Source organism: Pedobacter sp. AK013 (assembly GCF_014205835.1).
Lineage (GTDB): Bacteria > Bacteroidota > Bacteroidia > Sphingobacteriales > Sphingobacteriaceae > Pedobacter.
The window spans coordinates 75596-91492 of the sequence record NZ_JACHCQ010000001.1; the positions used below are offsets into that span (position 1 = coordinate 75596).

Sequence of the window (15897 nt, forward strand, 5' to 3'; positions counted from 1 at the left end):
TGAATATTTGGTTAATAGAAAGTGATCATATAGGAATACCTAACTACAGTCTTATCGGCTGTATAGCCGGGAGTGGTGGTACACTTCCGGCTTCGTTATTCCTTTAAACTGTGTGTATTAGTTCATCAGAATAACCCTCCTTCCTTCTATTTTATAATTTACCCCCCCCGTAATTTTCATATAATCCAGCAGTTCAGTGATATTGCTGAACCTGGAGGTTGTTCCGCCAAATTTTTTCGATTGTACGTTACCCCGGTATTCTACTTCGATATCGTACCATCTGCCGGCTATTTTCATCACTTCTTTGATGTTCAGATCTTTAAATACAAAGTTGCCCTTTACCCAGCCCATCGCTTGTTCGATATTGGCGCGCTGGACCGAAATTTCGCTGTTGGTATAAGGTGAAATGCCTTGTTGGCCAGGTGCAAGAAGTTTGGTCTGTTTGCCCTTATTCATGCTAACAGCCCCTTCTATCAAAGTGGTGGTAATATCGGCATCATCCCCGTAAGCAGAAATATTAAAGTGGGTACCCAGAACACGTACCTCAACATCATTAGCTTTTACAATGAACGGCCTGGATGTATTTTTGGCAACCTCAAAATAACCCTCGCCTTTAAGCGCTACATTTCTGTACCTACCATTGAATTCGGCTGGATAGGTAAGCGAAGAGGCTGCATTTAACAGAACCTTACTGCCATCGGATAAAACAAGTTGGTATTGCCCGCCTCTAGGAACGGTTATGGTATTGTAAATGGGTTTAGCGCTTTGTCCTGAGGCTTTATCCTCAAGGTTGTACACCAGCTCGCCATTTTCTTTTTTGATAATTTTTGCAGCACCTTCTTTGGCCAAAACCCCCGCGTGCGGATCTGTCAGCACAATCTGCTCTCCGCTACTTAAGGTCAGCACAGCTTTGTTCGATCCTGGCCTGATGTCTTGTTTTGCAGCGCTTGGTACCTGTTTTACTATCTCGGTCTTTTTATCTCCCGTGATAAAAAAACTGCCAACAGCAATCATAATCAGTATAGATGCTGCAGCATACCATATCCGGTAAGAACGTTTTAGTATCGGTTTGGGTTGCTCTTCAGGCATATTAATCCTGGAGTTGATCTTTTCCAGGATTGAGGCTTCCAGGGCATGTTCCTGCTCATCGGATAAGCTCACATCAGACTTTGCCTCCAGTCTTTTGTAATACTCATCCAATAGTACCTCTTCATTCCAGGTTGATTTACCCGCAAGATATTTTTCCAACAAATTTAAATAGCGCTGTCTTTCCATGATACCATTTTATTACTAGTGTAAAAATGATACCTATACCCTACGGTTAAATGAAAATATTTTTTTCAGATTATAGAAATAACAACATTAGGTCCGTTTCTTCTGGCAAAACCAGTGTCATTAATCTAAATCGGCAACGAAATGGAGTAATCTGCTAATGTTTTTTGACCACTTAGAGCAAATAGGTTGTTAATACCGCTTTGATTTTTTTTAAGGAAAGCAATGCTTATGCGGCTTCGGCCTTTGCTTAATCCCGATAAAAAGGAACCTATATATGAAACCATTCTTAAATCGGGGTAATACTTAATTCTACTTGTAAAACAAGTTCAGTATGACGATGGGGTTAATTTAAGCAGTTAAAAATGACTAATCGAACTCGGGTTATTAGAAAAATACGGTGGTGAGCACAGATAAACACCCACTTAAAGATAAACCCTTACGGATATGCTTTAGCGACTTTGTAATGCGTTTTTCTACTGTTTTTTCTGAAATGCCTAACACAGCAGCAATCTGTTTGTAGGTCATACCCTCTTCCCTGCTTAGTCGGAAGCTCTCCTTACAGTCTTCAGGAAGAGCGTTTATAATCTCTGAGAGTAATTCCTGCTGTTCTTTAAACAGCAGTGGATTATCGGTAATGATGTCAGCGGTTATCAAGGCCAAACGGTTGTAAAAGTTACTATCATGTTTCTTTTGCCTTATGGCCTCATACACAGCAAAACGTGTAGCTTGTTGTAGGTAGGCTTTAAGATTGAGGATAACCGCCTCATTTTTCCGGTTCCATAAACTCACAAAAATATCCTGTACAATGTCTTCCGCAGCGATAGCATTATTGAGAATGCGGTGCGCAGTTTGGAAAAGTAATTTCCAATAGCTATTATAAATAATGGTAAAAGCACCCCGGTCTCCTTTTCTAAGCAGTTCAGTTAATTCGGCATCACTAAAATCACGGGCTTCGCTCATTAATACCTGGTTATCAAATTGTATCAATCAATTTTAGATATTTTTTCCCACTATACTATAAATCGTCTGAATTATTTTACAAGAATTAACCTAAACTCCCACTATATTTTAGCCAGAAAGTACTTTTAAATGGCACCAATTACGTACGGCTATGTTTTGAACACGTTATTTTCCTGCTAATCACTATTCTCATTAACCAGCCCATATTAAAAACTTATTTAGACTCATTAAAAATAATTTGGATAAAAACATTTAAAACGATTTCTTTGTAGGTGTAAAAAAACATGTTGCATAACGGAGATGCTACGTTCAAGAATGAAATCAGAACACAATCGTAAAAGTTTAAATTGGGCAAAACATCAAAAAAGGTGGTTTGGCAAATGGCATCTTTATCTGGGTATTATTGCCGGAGCAATTGTAGCCTTTGTAGGCGTTACAGGTAGTATCCTGGTTTTTCAGGATGAGATCGATCGCGCACTGAACCCGAATCTGTTCGAGGTAATTGCGCACAAACAAAAGATGCCCGTTGAGGAGATTGTACCACTCGTTAAAAAGAATTATCCTAAGCTAAAAATAGACTACCTGATGCTGAATAACTTCAAAAATCCTAATGAAGCTTACAGCGTGATGAACTTAAAAACTGGCGAAGAAACCTTTATCAATCCATATACCGGAAAAATAGGTGGTAAAAGAATACACACCAGTTCATTTATCCATATCGTTACTGAACTGCATCGTACGCTGCTCATCCCTGTTGCAGGCCGTTATATTTGCGGCTTAGCATCACTTTGCCTTTTAATTTTAACCATTTCCGGTTTACGCTTATGGCTTCCAAAAAAATGGAAACAGTTAAAATCGGTACTTACGGTAAGGTTTAGCGGATCATTTAAACGGCAAAATTACGATTGGCACAATTCACTCGGTTTTTACTCTTCTCCCATTGTGGCAATACTAAGTCTTACCGGTTTTTCTATTACTTTTTCTACGCTTGTTATTCCGCTGTTATTCGTACTTAGCGGGAAATCGCCGCAAGGAGTTGCAAAATTGCTAGGGGCAAAATCGGCCTGGCATGCACAGGCAGTTCCTCTTCCACTTAAAGAAATTGTTGCCGCATCGAAAGAAAAAATGCCCAACGGTTACATTGGCGGAATTGCTTTTCCAGCAGACAAAACAGGGGCTTATCGTCTGGATATGGTGAGTGGAAACCTGCCTAAAGTTGGAAAAAGAGAAATGCTCATTATTGATCAGTATACCGCCCAAGTGTTATTGAACAGCAGAAAAGACTTCCCTAATGTTGGTAACGCCTACCTCAGTTGGTTAACGCCCATCCACTATGGTAGTTTTGGAGGCAGACCCACCCAGGTAATCGCTATTATTGCAGGTTTAATACCACTGGCACTCTTCATTACCGGCTTTATTATCTGGTGGCCGCGTTATAAAAAACAAAAGAAAGGTAAACGAAAAACAAACGAGGCAGCTTTGGATGAGGTATCAGAAATTCCTAAAGTTGAAAAAGAACCAAAGCCAGCAAAGATCAAAACGCAACTTCCAAAATTGGGCAGATATTTCCTCATCCAGTTTAAATTGGGCTTGAAATACGTTTTAATTATTATTCCGATCAGTTTTATGATGGGGGCTCTTTATGGCCTACCCTCTGGAATTATCATACAGCCAGCCATTTTTGTAATGGCATTTAGCTGTGTGATGGTGTGCCTGAATTTTATATGCGCATTGTTGTCAGAAATATTCAATATCCTTTTCCTGCTTCCTTTTAAAAGGGGAAGTCATAGGGTAACGCGCTATTTTGCCTTGTCGACTGCATTTTTTGTTTGTTACCTGGCTGTTTATATGGTATTACTGAATACCGGTTTAGCGGTTTTTTAAAATTCGATACCAGAAATTATTTACAATACACCCTCCTTATCAATGCAATTATTTCGCCGGTGTAATCACTATTTTTCTGTATTCAATCGGTTCATGATCTCCCTGTAAATAAATAGGGCCAGGTTCACCCTCATTGCTATCTAGTGCTCCCCCGGTAATTCCCGGAATTTCCTGGTTACTAATGATGGTTTTCCCATTAGCTACAACGGTTACCAAACGACCAACAAGGGTGATGTCGTAACTTTGCCATTCGCCAGGACCAAGAGTAGCCATTTCATTGGGAGCTAAAAATCCATAAACCCCACCAAACAATACGCTGTTAGGATGCGCATCTTTTTTGCTGTCTTCAATCTGCACTTCATAACGGCCTCTTAAGTAAACACCGCTATTTCCGCCTTTTGAATACCTGAATTCGACATGGAGCTTAAAATCATTGTATTTCTGTTCAGTAATGAGATTTGAACCTGCTTTTGGACTGGTTAAAATACCATTTTTCACTATCCATTGGTTTGGTCCGTTGGCTTTCCACCCCGATAGATCTTTACCATTGAATAAATTGATAGGCTTACCCCATGCTGGTGCAGCAGTTCTTTTAAGGTAGGGTGCTTTAACACCTTTCCAGCTATATTGTTTACCATTGCAATCAGTCATTATCCCCTGAATGCCTGCATCGCTCACCGTGCCATCGATAACCAGATTCGATGTACCACTTTCCCATTGTGGCGGGATTTCAAATTTAAACTTGCCATCAGCAAATTTTACTTCCGATACCGGGCGTGCGCTACCTGCGGTAGATACAAAGTACCCCACTAAAGTTTTATAACCTGATAGCTTTACTTCCAACCACGCCGGTGCCAATTTTCCGTTTACATCAACTGTAATGTCCCAACGGCCAATCAATGCAGCAGGCTCAATAGCAAGTTTGATGTTATCAGATATGGCTATTGTTGCAGCAAATGTTTTTTGAGGCAAACCTGAGAGGAGCAGGTAACCCAGACCAAACAAAAAGATTTTTTTTCTCATCAATATAATTAATTTATTAAGTGTTTTACATTTATACTAAAGCCATTGCCGGCTAGAACCTAAGGTAGGACTTATTTATTTTAGGCGCAAACACCTATTATTAAATCCGCGATACCGTGCCATTACAAAGCTGCCGCATTAAATAATTAGACAATCTTGAATATAAAAAACTGATTGTGGCGTAAAATCCAAATGATTACATTTTAAATGGCAGAATCAACTAAAACGGTTTGTTCGGTTATAATTTAATTTTATTACTTTAGGTAAAGCCTTCGAAAATATGATCAGATTTTTAACCTTCCTTACTTTCTTCTTTTGTGTTTCGATTTTTAGTTGTATTGCCAGGCAGGACAGTACAAATAAAAAGCCCGATAGCGCGGCCATAAAAAGATTGGAAAGCGATCTTGACCGGGTTAACCAACTATCTGCAGAACGGTTTTCCGACTCGCTTAAAAGGTCGGAGCTTGAAAGACGCGTGAGCATACTCGGCGCAGCAGACAAATCGCAAAGAGAATCGCTGATAGCAGAACTTTCTTCTCTTAAGAAAAGGGATTCGATACATCTATCCAGTCAACGTCATCAGATTGATTCTCTTCGAACTATCGTCAAGGGCGCTCCTGTAGTCTTCGGTTCTGATACACTCTATTATATCTATGCCAAATTGGGAAGTTTTAGCGCCAATGACCGTGCCCGGGCAGTTACCGAAAGGCTTGAGCGGATTGGTGATACTCCTGGATATTCGGCAGACTCGCTCAAGATTAGCACGGCAGAACAATCTACAGACTTGCTATATGGCAGCAGTCTGCTATTGTCTATCACCGATCAGGATGCCCTCTGGGCGAAAAAAGACCGTAAAGGTTATACCGAAAGTATCAAGAAAAAAATATTAACAGCACTCGAACAGTACAGAAAGGATAACAGCTGGCAGGTTATCCTTGAAGAGATCCTCCTAACCCTACTGGTCGTTGCTGTAGTTATACTTCTCATCTACCTGATTAATACACTTTTCAAAAAACTGTCTAAAAAAATTATTTCGGTAGATGGTCGCCTCAAAGAGGGAATCAGGATAAAAAATTACGAGTTATTAGATGCTGCACATCAACAGAATGCCATTACCATTATATTAAAAGTTATCCGTTACGGAGTTATCATTTTAGTAATTTATCTCGCTTTCCCTGTATTATTTGGCATTTTCCCTTTTACACGTGATCTTTCGGTTAACCTGCTGAGCTATATTCTCAGCCCTTTAAAGAAAATCGGATTATCAATATGGAATTATATCCCCGACCTCATGACTATACTTGTATTGCTGGTCGTGTTTCGTTATGTACTCCGTTTGGTTCGCTTTATCAAAACGGAAATTGAACGTGGAAAACTTACCATTCCGGGCTTTTACAAGGATTGGGCTAACCCCACCTATCAGATTATCAGGGTACTGATTCTGGCTTTTATGCTGATTGTAATCTTTCCCTACCTACCGGGCTCCGACTCTGGTGTTTTTAAGGGCGTATCCGTATTTATGGGTGTACTGTTCACCTTTGGATCTGCAGGGGCATTGGGCAATGTTGTAGCCGGACTGGTGTTAACTTATATGCGTGCCTTTAAAATAGGCGATCGGGTAAAAATTGGTGATGTAACAGGGGATATTACGGAAAAAACCCTACTGGTAACAAGGGTACGCACGATTCAGAATGAGATCGTATCTATCCCAAACTCCACAGTAATGAACAATCATACGGTAAACTTCAGTATAGAGGCTGCCGAAAAGGGACTCATCGTTAACACTACCGTAACGATAGGATATGACGTGCCGTGGAGGCAGGTACACCAGCTACTCATCGATGCGGCACGCGCTACCGATCTCATTGAAGCCGAACCAGAACCTTATGTGCTACAAACCAGCCTCGACGATTATTATGTAAGTTACCGCCTCAATGCCTTCACCAAATCGGCAAACAAACAGGCGCTTATTTATTCGGGATTACATGCCAATATCCAGGATCAGTTTAACCAGGCTGGCGTAGAAATTATGTCGCCACACTACAAGGCAATCAGAGATGGCAATGCAACTGCTATTCCAGAAGACTATCTTCCTAAAGATTATAAAGCCCCCGCTTTCCGCACAGAAAATAAAATGGGAAAAGATAACGGGAAAAGCTCAGATCGTTAAACTTCATAAAGTTATTGATCAAATAAAAATGCCTCTCAATTTCAGTCGAGAGGCATTCTTGTCAATTCAATCACTGATTATCCGTTAATGGCTTTAACACCTGGCAACTCTTTGCCTTCCATATATTCGAGTAAAGCACCACCACCAGTAGAAACATAACTTACCTCATCTTCCATACCAAATTTGGCTATCGCCGCAGCCGAGTCGCCACCACCGATTAATGAGAATGCACCATTATCTTTAGTAGCTGCAACAACTGCTTCTGCAACAGCTTTAGTACCTACCTGGAAACTTTCCATTTCGAAAACGCCCATTGGACCATTCCACAATAAAGTTTTAGAGTTTTTAATGATATCCTGAAATAATGCAACTGATTTCGGGCCGATATCCAGTCCCATCCAATCTGCAGGAATATGACCTGAATCTACATCCTTTTTAGCTGCATCATTTGCAAATTTATCAGCAATTACTGTATCCACAGGTAAAATCAGGTTTACGCCTTTTGCTTTTGCTTTTTCAATCAGTTCTAAAGAAAGTTCTTGTTTATCAGCTTCTAATAACGAGGTACCGATTTCTCCACCTTGTGCCTTAGCAAAAGTGTATGCCATACCACCACCAATAATCAGGTTATCTACCTTATCTAACAATTTCTCGATCAGAAGAATCTTATCGGATACTTTAGCACCACCCATAATTGCGGTAAAAGGTCTTTCTGCGTGGTTTAAAATTTTCTCTGCATTTTCTACTTCAGCGGCCATTAAATAACCAAAGTATTTTGCATTTGGGAAAAACTGGGCAATAATTGAAGTAGAAGCATGTGCACGGTGGGCTGTACCAAAGGCATCGTTTACATAAACATCACCTAATTTTGATAATTTCTCTGCAAAGGCCACATCACCCTTTTCTTCTTCTTTGTAAAAACGAAGGTTTTCTAACAATAAAACTTCACCTGATTTTAAATCAGCGGCCTGTTTTACGGCACTTTCGCCAATACAATCGTCAGCAAACTTAACTTCAACACCAACAAGAGCAGATAAATCAGATAAGATGTGTTTTAAAGAATATTTATCTGTTGGCCCATCTTTCGGGCGGCCCAGGTGCGACATTAAAATAACAGCTCCGCCATCTTTTAAAATCTTAGAAATGGTTGGTAAAGCAGCTCTGATTCTTTTATCATCTGTAATTTTAAATTCGTCATCCAATGGTACGTTAAAATCTACCCTGATTAATGCTTTTTTATCTTTAAAGTCAAACTGGTCAATGGTGTTCATGTTTAATTATTTTTGATTTAAGTTTAATTTCATTTCGTAATGGAAACCGATGCCAGGGATATCAAATTCAGGCGATTCGGTAGTGAAGCCGATTTTCTTGTAAAAAGCTGCCGCTGTTGAGCGGGCATTACACCATAAATAATCGGTTTTATATTCTTTTAAGTATTCGATGGCAAAAGTAACCAATGCTGCACCATAACCATTTCCAACGGCATCAGGGTGTGTAGCCATTCCTCTAAGCTGATAGCCCTCCCCCTCTTGCTGAAAAAAGTCGTTCCGCATAAAACTAGCAATTGATTTTATTTCTCCATCTTTTAAAAAACCCAAGTGAAAGGTATCGTAGGCAAGATCGCCTTCAAAAACACATGCCTCGAATGGTTTGCCATTACGTAAAACCAGGCTTCTTAAAGGCAGTACTTCTTCCGGAAGAATAAATTTGACCATATTTTTATCGTTAGCTTATATCTAAAGACATTGCTATAGGATGCACCGCAAACGTTTGCAAAGTTAATAAAGCAATTGAAACCCAATAATAATATCGGCCACAATTTTCAACATTTAGCTCCGATTGATGACGATCAAAACAAATACAGAATGTGCCATTTTCAAGAAAAGCAAGTGTAGTGCCGGTCAGTTACGCCCGCTACAATAAGTTTTATTTAACCAAAGTTTGTAGCTATACAACAAAACACAGTATATCAACTACATAACAATAGACAGCTTGGTATTGGTTCCCTGGTAGATAAGAAGTGCCTAGCCCTGGGCGAAGTGGCATCCCTGAAGCGCAGCGTAAGGATAGCGAAGAACAGGAACAAACTTTAACAACTGTACAGGCGCTGCGCTTCAGAAATTAATCTATTTTTTGTAAAACACATGTAGTGCCCATAGGTTACAGCAGTCCTTCTTTCCGCTCCTATCTTTTTGCGATGGTTAGCAGCATATTGTGGGTTAGTGGGGCAAAAAGGATAGCCGCTACAATAAGGTTTATTTAACCAAGGCCTGTAGCTGCAGAACCAAACCAGGGTGTATATTAACGAATAAAAATGGACTGCTTGGTATTGGTTCCCTGGTAGATAAGAATTACCTAGCCCTGGGCGAAGCGGCATCCCTGAAGCGCAGCGTAAGGATTATAGCGAAGAACAGGAACAAACTTTAATAACTGTACAGACGCTGCGCTGCAAAAAACACCATATTTATTTTAAAGCACCCTATTTCTGCCTATGCAAATGTATTGGGCACTAAGATTCAACAAAGGAGGAAAATATCAGCTTTTACCAAGCCGATCAATTTTCCTTACCACATCGATTAAACGGCTGCTGTAACCATATTCGTTATCATACCAGCCTACCACTTTAACCATATCGCCTACAATAGAAGTCAATAGCGAATCGAATATGCAGGAATGCGGGTTATCAATAATATCAATTGACACAATCGGGTCTTCGGTGTATTGTACCAAGCCTTTCAACTCATGATCTGCGGCGCGTTTAAAGGCAGTATTAATTTCTTTGATGGTGGTTTTCTTTTTTAACAGACAGGTAAAATCGGTTAAAGATCCGTTTAAAACCGGAACCCTGATTCCTGCTCCACCTAAACGGCCATCCAGTTCTGGAAAAATATGGGTAATGGCTTTTGCAGCCCCCGTTGTAGTTGGAATAATGGATGATGAGGCTGCCCTTGCCCTGCGTAAATCTTTATGGTTAGCATCATGCAGGTTCTGATCACCCGTCATAGAGTGTATAGTGGTAATATAACCTTCCTCAACACCCCAGTTATCGTTCAAAATCTTAATCATTGGGGCAATATTATTGGTTGTACAACTCGCATTCGATAGTATGGCACTAGTTAAATCAATATGATCTTCGTTTACCCCTAAAACCACCATAGGAATATCATCGGCTGCGGGAGCAGAAATAAGCACCTGTTTTGCACCCGAGGTAATGTGTTTTTCGGCTGCTTCCCTGGTTAGGTTTTTACCTGTACAATCAATAACTAAATCAACGTGCAATGCCGACCAGGGCAACTCATCAGCTGCTGTAATTGCAAAAACCGGAATCGAAAGCGCATCAATCACCAGTGCATCTGGTTTTGCAGAAACACTCCCTGCGAAAACACCATGAACCGTATCGTACTTAAATAAATGAGCCATCGTTTTGGCATCTGCCAAGTCGTTAATGGCCACCACTTCAAATCCCTCAGCCAATGCTAAGCGTAAAAATGTTCTTCCTATTCTACCAAAACCATTTATTGCCAGCCTCATCGTATTAAAAAATTAGAGCGCAAAATTAGTATTAATTTATCAAAGCAATGACCTGATTATATAAGATGGAAAAGAGATGATGAAAGCTTATTGAAACGTTATATTTTTGTTGTAAAATCTATTTTAATTCTTTGCCTGAGGCGATGGTTATGCTGAATTTATTTCGGGAACTTTCATATTTCATGTTATTAAAATATTCTGGATACTGTGGTCAAAGTCACCAGCATAATCAATAAAGTTCTTTTTTAGAGGCGCAAAGTCTTTTCAACTATTAATGCCTGCTCCCGTTCTTAGCTATATCCTTACGCTGCGTCAGAAATGTCTGCTCAATGTTATCAAGTTAAGCAGAAAACAAAAAAGCATTGTCATACTGAACCTGTCGAAAGACAAATGTTTTTTTTGTTTTCGACTAGTAAAGGTCTTCGACAAGCTCAGACTGACAACCCTTATGCTTAACTTAATAACATTAGGGACGCCGCGGTGCCCGGGGCTAGGTACTTCTAACCTGGAAGGGAACTGATAGCCGCTGCATTTGCTTTACAAAAAAGTAAATTAATTTCTGGAGTGTGCAGAGGCAACTGCTACCATTAAAAGTTTACCTGCCTTTCCTTTTAAGCAGGCTTAAGGTAAGCAGGGTATTAAACACAATACAGAGTCCAATAATGAGCAAAATCAGCACAAAATTTCCAAGATGCTGAAGGAAAATGGTGGCAGCTACTGTAGCCAGATTAAACCCGGCAGTAGAAATTACGATTAAACTGGGCTTAAAGTTTAAACGTTCTAAACGGTGATGAATATGGTTACGATCTCCTTTAAAGGGAGAGCGGCCCTTTAAAATGCGGATGGTAAACACCCTTAAAGAGTCGAATATAGGCACAATCAGTATGGCTACCGCTATTGCCGGAGCAGAATAAAAAGCAGGTTTATTTTCACCGGTAAACTTATTGAGCTCTATAAATTTAATCGCTAGCGCGGCAGCGATAAGCCCGATAATCAGTGCACCCGTATCGCCCATAAATATTTTAGCCGGAAACCAATTATACTTTAAAAAGCCAGCAATGGCACCTGCCAGGGCGAAGGCAATAAATGCATAGGGTACCTGCCCCATTAAAGAAAACAAAATACCGAAAGCCAGGCTCGATAGTGCACCTATCCCACCTGCCAATCCATCTATGCCATCTATTAAATTAAATGCATTGTTCAGGAAAATAATCAATGCAATTGAGAAAAGACTTCCCCATAAAGGTGCCATATCTCCTATACCCAGTACCCCATACAAACTTGTTAAACGGAAAGCACCGAAAAAAACCAGGATAAAGGCCACAACGATCTGTAAAATAAATTTTGTACTGGTATTGGTACCGTAAACGTCATCTTTTAGACCAAGTGCTGAAAGAATGATACACGATGCAATTAAAAAATTAGCTTCTTTAAAATTAATAATGGAAGAAAAAAGCAAGATACTTACGGTAAAACTACCTACTATGGCCAAGCCACCTAAACGTGAAATATTACGCTTATGATTTTTACGGTACAGATCGTTCTTATCAAAAAGACCGTATTTTAAGGAAGTATAAATTATACTGGGAATACTGATCACCACAATGGAAAAGGCCAAAACAAATATGGCCATGCAGAAATAGTTTGGATGGGTATTCAGAATATCTTTTAGCAAAACTTATAGGGACTTGCAAGCAAATATAATTATACTAAGATAAACAAAATTGCGATGTAAAAAGTTTAACATGACATTTATCAAAATAATCGACTTAAGTAGCACTAAACAGACAAAAAACATTCCAGATGTTAGGTCGATATCCAATAAATATCACTAAAAAACTGATTAACAACGCTAAAACTGGCTGAGTTTACTCAGCTTTTTCCTGATCACTACAAAAATTGGATATGGTATATTGTTTCTTTTTAAGGCTTTATAATCATTAACAAAGGCAGAAACCCTACTCATCAGAGATTGATTACTTAGCCCCCCTGTGCGCATATTCACCATTAAAACAGGTAAATAAGACGCTTCCATTTTATGGGTATAAAAATAACGTAATATTAATTCATAGTCAGCGGCAGTACCCAGATCTAAGGCATAGGCACCGTTTTTTTCAAACAACGATCTTTTCAGGTACAGCGTGGGATGTGCCGGCATCCAGCCATTTTTAAGATCCCGAAAGGTGTTTTGCCGTGATTTCCATTTCCTGATAATTTTATGTGATGTAGGATGTATATAATTGAGATCACCATAAACGCCATTTATTTCCGGTCGATCGATAAAAGTTTTAGCTACCGATGCCAGCACATCAGGGTGCGCAAATAGGTCATCTGCATTTAAAATCCCGATCACCTCTCCTGTTGCCCTTTCAATTCCCTTATTAATAGCATCGTACAAACCATTATCTTTTTCTGAAACAAAATAATCGATGGCAGATCGGTTTTCTTGAATAATACTCAAGGTTCTGTCTGTTGATCCTCCATCAATTACAATGTACTCTATATCAGTATAAGTTTGGGCAATTACCGAATTGAAACATTCCTGTAAAAATGTTTCTCCATTGTAAACGACTGTGATGAGGGATATTTTCATTTACAGCATGAGCTTCCCTAATTTTTCAGTTAGGAATTGAAGCAGGCCGTAAATATAAAACAATAACACATTAATCTAAGCAGGTTAATTTAATTGAAAACAGAAATTTACGGTTTATTCCTTTTTCGAATGATGAATATTCCAAAAAGGCCCGCAGCAGCACCAAAAATCCACGTGTGATCGTCTATGTTACATTGAACAATTGTTGCATTCGCAACATTTCCAACATAAGTAGTTGTTTGACATCCAGTTACAACACCAAGTATATTAAAACTATACCCTAAGGGACAAACTGTACAATTTTGAGCTGTTGCCACCCAAACTTTCTGTGAATTTGCGATACAGGTTGATATGCTTGGTTCGTTAGGGTTGGCTTGATAGACAGGATTGCCGCCAAAAACAATAGCCAAAACCGCGTTAATAATACCTTGATTATCTTGAACGGTATAAACAGTATTGTTTGCTGGAATCAGGCATCCCGACTGTGCGTAGCTCCTAGTGAAATCGAATATTAAAACAATAAAAATATACAGAAATATCTTTTTCATCCTGATCAAAATTAACAGGATAGACTAATAAAACAGTTGTTCGTTTTGTTCAATCATTACCTCAAGTATTTTCAATTGGTTATACTATTTTGTATAAATGAGAAAGACCAAATCGGTTTTTATTTAACGACCATCAAAAAATGAAACACTTATCAGAACCAATATTAGTGCAGGGAGCTAATTATTTAGTAGGCTTGAACATGGATAATTGGAATAAAATCAGGAAGTATGAAGAATCGCTATGAATATAACTGCTGTAGTGCCCTCTAATACTATAGGTCGCAGTAATTCTTCAGTCACTAACTGGATCTGTAAACTCTTACAAGTTGGCTAACATCACCATTGTAAATAGCCATTCCCATAGTACTAAACATAATAATATTACCAGAGACTAATCACTTAAAAATCAAATAATGCACAGATTTCTCTAATTAAAATTAAATAGCAGTTGATTCTTCAGTAGGATTAAATAAATTCTTACGCAGAAAACCGACACCAATAATACTGGAGAAAACGATAATCAATCCATTATAGTCATCCAAAGGGAGATTACAATAATTAATTAATTCATACTCTAGCGGCCGACCAATGCCTAAACTCTCGTTTCCATTAATTATACAGCCATTTTTTTGTGCATCTGTTACCCGCAAATCTTGCTTATAGCCCCACATATAACATTTCGATGGATCTTGGTAATACGCAACCTCTGAATCTTTTACTGGTTCTACGCTAGATGAAAAATTTTCATAATATTGAGTGTAATATGGATTTCTATATATTCCAACGTCAGCAAGCTGAACATTATATATGTTATCGTTCAATAGACACCCTCTTTTATTCGCACAAAATGCTGTATTTACAAATAAGGAAAAACAGAATAGGATTAGCACCCTAGCAACATTTATATTCATCTAAATTTTAAACTTTTTTCACTAAAAAACGTAGTACAAAAACTACATTTTTCGCAAAAATCGTAAAATAAATAATGCTATTTAAGATGGCTCGTTGATTTTGTTTTTTCTATGACGAAGATGTAGACTGGGCTGAGGAGTATCGTAAAGGCAGTTTTATTGATCAAAATCAAACTTTCCAAAATTTAAAATGCTTTTACGCGGCTTAAAAAGCAGATATGATAAATTGAATCCATTTTGGCTTATGATTTTTACATGAAAAGTCCGTTCAACTATTGTTGACAATTGTCATGAACAAAATGAACAGGTTAGACTGCAGCTCTTGAATTAAAAGACAATTTCGTCTTCAGAACAAAACATCCAAGACAACCGGAAATAAAAATTAGCAACCAAACTTCAGTATCTAAGGGGCAAAGATAGGTGGCAGGATATGAGACTGTTTGCCCTTGAGTAGAGATAGCAGTACATGAACCCACTGCACCGGTAAAAATAATCTCAGACCTTCTTACATATGTAGAGGTACGATATGCACTTTGAGCACAATCGGATGGATTTAAAACAATAAAATTTGAGAATCCTGGAACAGGAACATCCGGAAAAACGCGATATACACTGCCATCGGGCACATAACATCCTGTAAATGCTTTAGACGAAAAAGGCAAGAGAACGATAATTATTAATAAGGTAAATAACTTATTCATAAAAATGGCGGCGGGAAGGCTTCCGCAACGCAAAACTACAAAATCATTGCTTTAATCTACTTATTAAGCTACATAATCATACAAAAAAAAGAGTTTCACCTACTTAATAATGAGCATACACAGTCAAGCACATCAATATTTAGAAAAATTCAAGTATACCGATTTGCTATTTTTTAAAGTAACAAATCCTAAGCCGATTAGTAGTAACATCAAAAATGGAATATATTCATCAATAGGGCAAGGATAAATTAAATTCGTTGTTGCCTGCCTGTAATTTGGACTACTTGTGCCTTCTATATTG

13 protein-coding genes are annotated in these 15897 nt (G+C 38.7%); 2 read left to right on the plus strand and 11 right to left on the minus strand.

Translation table 11 applies throughout. The annotated features are described in order from the left end of the window. Nucleotides 1–117 precede the first annotated feature (117 nt). Both HDC90_RS00305 and HDC90_RS00310 read right to left on the minus strand, forming a co-directional pair. The gene (locus tag HDC90_RS00305; RefSeq protein WP_184462692.1) at nucleotides 118–1275 is read right to left on the minus strand and encodes a FecR family protein; all 1158 of its coding nucleotides are present in this window, start codon (nucleotides 1273–1275) and stop codon (nucleotides 118–120) included. 384 nt (nucleotides 1276–1659) lie between these two features. Next, the gene (locus tag HDC90_RS00310) at nucleotides 1660–2235 is read right to left on the minus strand and encodes an RNA polymerase sigma factor (protein WP_184462694.1); all 576 of its coding nucleotides are present in this window, start codon (nucleotides 2233–2235) and stop codon (nucleotides 1660–1662) included. Nucleotides 2236–2550: 315 nt separating this feature from the next. Here HDC90_RS00310 and HDC90_RS00315 point away from each other — a divergent pair, with 315 nt between their 5' ends. Further along, the gene (locus tag HDC90_RS00315) at nucleotides 2551–4119 is read left to right on the plus strand and encodes a PepSY domain-containing protein (RefSeq protein ID WP_184462696.1); all 1569 of its coding nucleotides are present in this window, start codon (nucleotides 2551–2553) and stop codon (nucleotides 4117–4119) included. A 48-nt stretch (nucleotides 4120–4167) separates the two neighbouring features. Here HDC90_RS00315 and HDC90_RS00320 read toward each other — a convergent pair whose 3' ends face one another. After that, nucleotides 4168–5142, minus strand: a complete 975-nt coding sequence (locus tag HDC90_RS00320) for a DUF1080 domain-containing protein (RefSeq protein ID WP_184462698.1) — start codon at nucleotides 5140–5142, stop codon at nucleotides 4168–4170. 280 nt (nucleotides 5143–5422) lie between these two features. Here HDC90_RS00320 and HDC90_RS00325 point away from each other — a divergent pair, with 280 nt between their 5' ends. Beyond that, nucleotides 5423–7312, plus strand: coding sequence for a mechanosensitive ion channel family protein (locus HDC90_RS00325; protein ID WP_221451761.1), 1890 nt, complete (start codon nucleotides 5423–5425; stop codon nucleotides 7310–7312). Nucleotides 7313–7389: 77 nt separating this feature from the next. Here HDC90_RS00325 and pgk read toward each other — a convergent pair whose 3' ends face one another. The 8 genes from pgk to HDC90_RS00365 all read right to left on the minus strand — a co-directional run bounded on the left by pgk (nucleotide 7390) and on the right by HDC90_RS00365 (nucleotide 15596). Next, on the minus strand, nucleotides 7390–8583 hold the full coding sequence (gene pgk, locus HDC90_RS00330) for a phosphoglycerate kinase (protein WP_184462700.1): 1194 nt from the start codon (nucleotides 8581–8583) through the stop codon (nucleotides 7390–7392). A 6-nt stretch (nucleotides 8584–8589) separates the two neighbouring features. Continuing rightward, complete coding sequence (locus tag HDC90_RS00335) at nucleotides 8590–9027, minus strand: GNAT family N-acetyltransferase (protein WP_184462702.1); 438 nt, start codon at nucleotides 9025–9027, stop codon at nucleotides 8590–8592. 820 nt (nucleotides 9028–9847) lie between these two features. Continuing rightward, nucleotides 9848–10843, minus strand: a complete 996-nt coding sequence (gene gap, locus HDC90_RS00340; protein WP_184462704.1) for a type I glyceraldehyde-3-phosphate dehydrogenase — start codon at nucleotides 10841–10843, stop codon at nucleotides 9848–9850. A gap of 595 nt (nucleotides 10844–11438) precedes the next feature. Then, nucleotides 11439–12476, minus strand: coding sequence for an MraY family glycosyltransferase (locus HDC90_RS00345; RefSeq protein ID WP_184462706.1), 1038 nt, complete (start codon nucleotides 12474–12476; stop codon nucleotides 11439–11441). A gap of 219 nt (nucleotides 12477–12695) precedes the next feature. Beyond that, a complete protein-coding gene (locus HDC90_RS00350; protein WP_184462708.1) occupies nucleotides 12696–13436 on the minus strand; it encodes a glycosyltransferase family 2 protein in 741 nt (246 codons plus the stop codon). A 107-nt stretch (nucleotides 13437–13543) separates the two neighbouring features. Then, entirely contained in the window at nucleotides 13544–13984 is a 441-nt protein-coding gene (locus tag HDC90_RS00355; protein WP_184462710.1) for a hypothetical protein, read from the minus strand. A 437-nt stretch (nucleotides 13985–14421) separates the two neighbouring features. Beyond that, entirely contained in the window at nucleotides 14422–14805 is a 384-nt protein-coding gene (locus tag HDC90_RS00360; RefSeq protein ID WP_184462712.1) for a hypothetical protein, read from the minus strand. 398 nt (nucleotides 14806–15203) lie between these two features. Further along, complete coding sequence (locus HDC90_RS00365) at nucleotides 15204–15596, minus strand: hypothetical protein (RefSeq protein WP_184462714.1); 393 nt, start codon at nucleotides 15594–15596, stop codon at nucleotides 15204–15206. Between the last annotated feature and the right edge of the window lie 301 nt (nucleotides 15597–15897).

What these genes read in the sequence shown, in the direction of transcription:
- HDC90_RS00305 (WP_184462692.1), bottom strand. Translation starts at nt 1,275, where the DNA reads ATGGAAAGACAGCGCTATTTAAATTTGTTGGAAAAATATCTTGCGGGT.
- HDC90_RS00310 (WP_184462694.1), bottom strand. Translation starts at nt 2,235, where the DNA reads ATGAGCGAAGCCCGTGATTTTAGTGATGCCGAATTAACTGAACTGCTT.
- HDC90_RS00315 (WP_184462696.1), top strand. Translation starts at nt 2,551, where the DNA reads ATGAAATCAGAACACAATCGTAAAAGTTTAAATTGGGCAAAACATCAA.
- HDC90_RS00320 (WP_184462698.1), bottom strand. Translation starts at nt 5,142, where the DNA reads ATGAGAAAAAAAATCTTTTTGTTTGGTCTGGGTTACCTGCTCCTCTCA.
- HDC90_RS00325 (WP_221451761.1), top strand. Translation starts at nt 5,423, where the DNA reads ATGATCAGATTTTTAACCTTCCTTACTTTCTTCTTTTGTGTTTCGATT.
- pgk (WP_184462700.1), bottom strand. Translation starts at nt 8,583, where the DNA reads ATGAACACCATTGACCAGTTTGACTTTAAAGATAAAAAAGCATTAATC.
- HDC90_RS00335 (WP_184462702.1), bottom strand. Translation starts at nt 9,027, where the DNA reads ATGGTCAAATTTATTCTTCCGGAAGAAGTACTGCCTTTAAGAAGCCTG.
- gap (WP_184462704.1), bottom strand. Translation starts at nt 10,843, where the DNA reads ATGAGGCTGGCAATAAATGGTTTTGGTAGAATAGGAAGAACATTTTTA.
- HDC90_RS00345 (WP_184462706.1), bottom strand. Translation starts at nt 12,476, where the DNA reads ATGGCCATATTTGTTTTGGCCTTTTCCATTGTGGTGATCAGTATTCCC.
- HDC90_RS00350 (WP_184462708.1), bottom strand. Translation starts at nt 13,436, where the DNA reads ATGAAAATATCCCTCATCACAGTCGTTTACAATGGAGAAACATTTTTA.
- HDC90_RS00355 (WP_184462710.1), bottom strand. Translation starts at nt 13,984, where the DNA reads ATGAAAAAGATATTTCTGTATATTTTTATTGTTTTAATATTCGATTTC.
- HDC90_RS00365 (WP_184462714.1), bottom strand. Translation starts at nt 15,596, where the DNA reads ATGAATAAGTTATTTACCTTATTAATAATTATCGTTCTCTTGCCTTTT.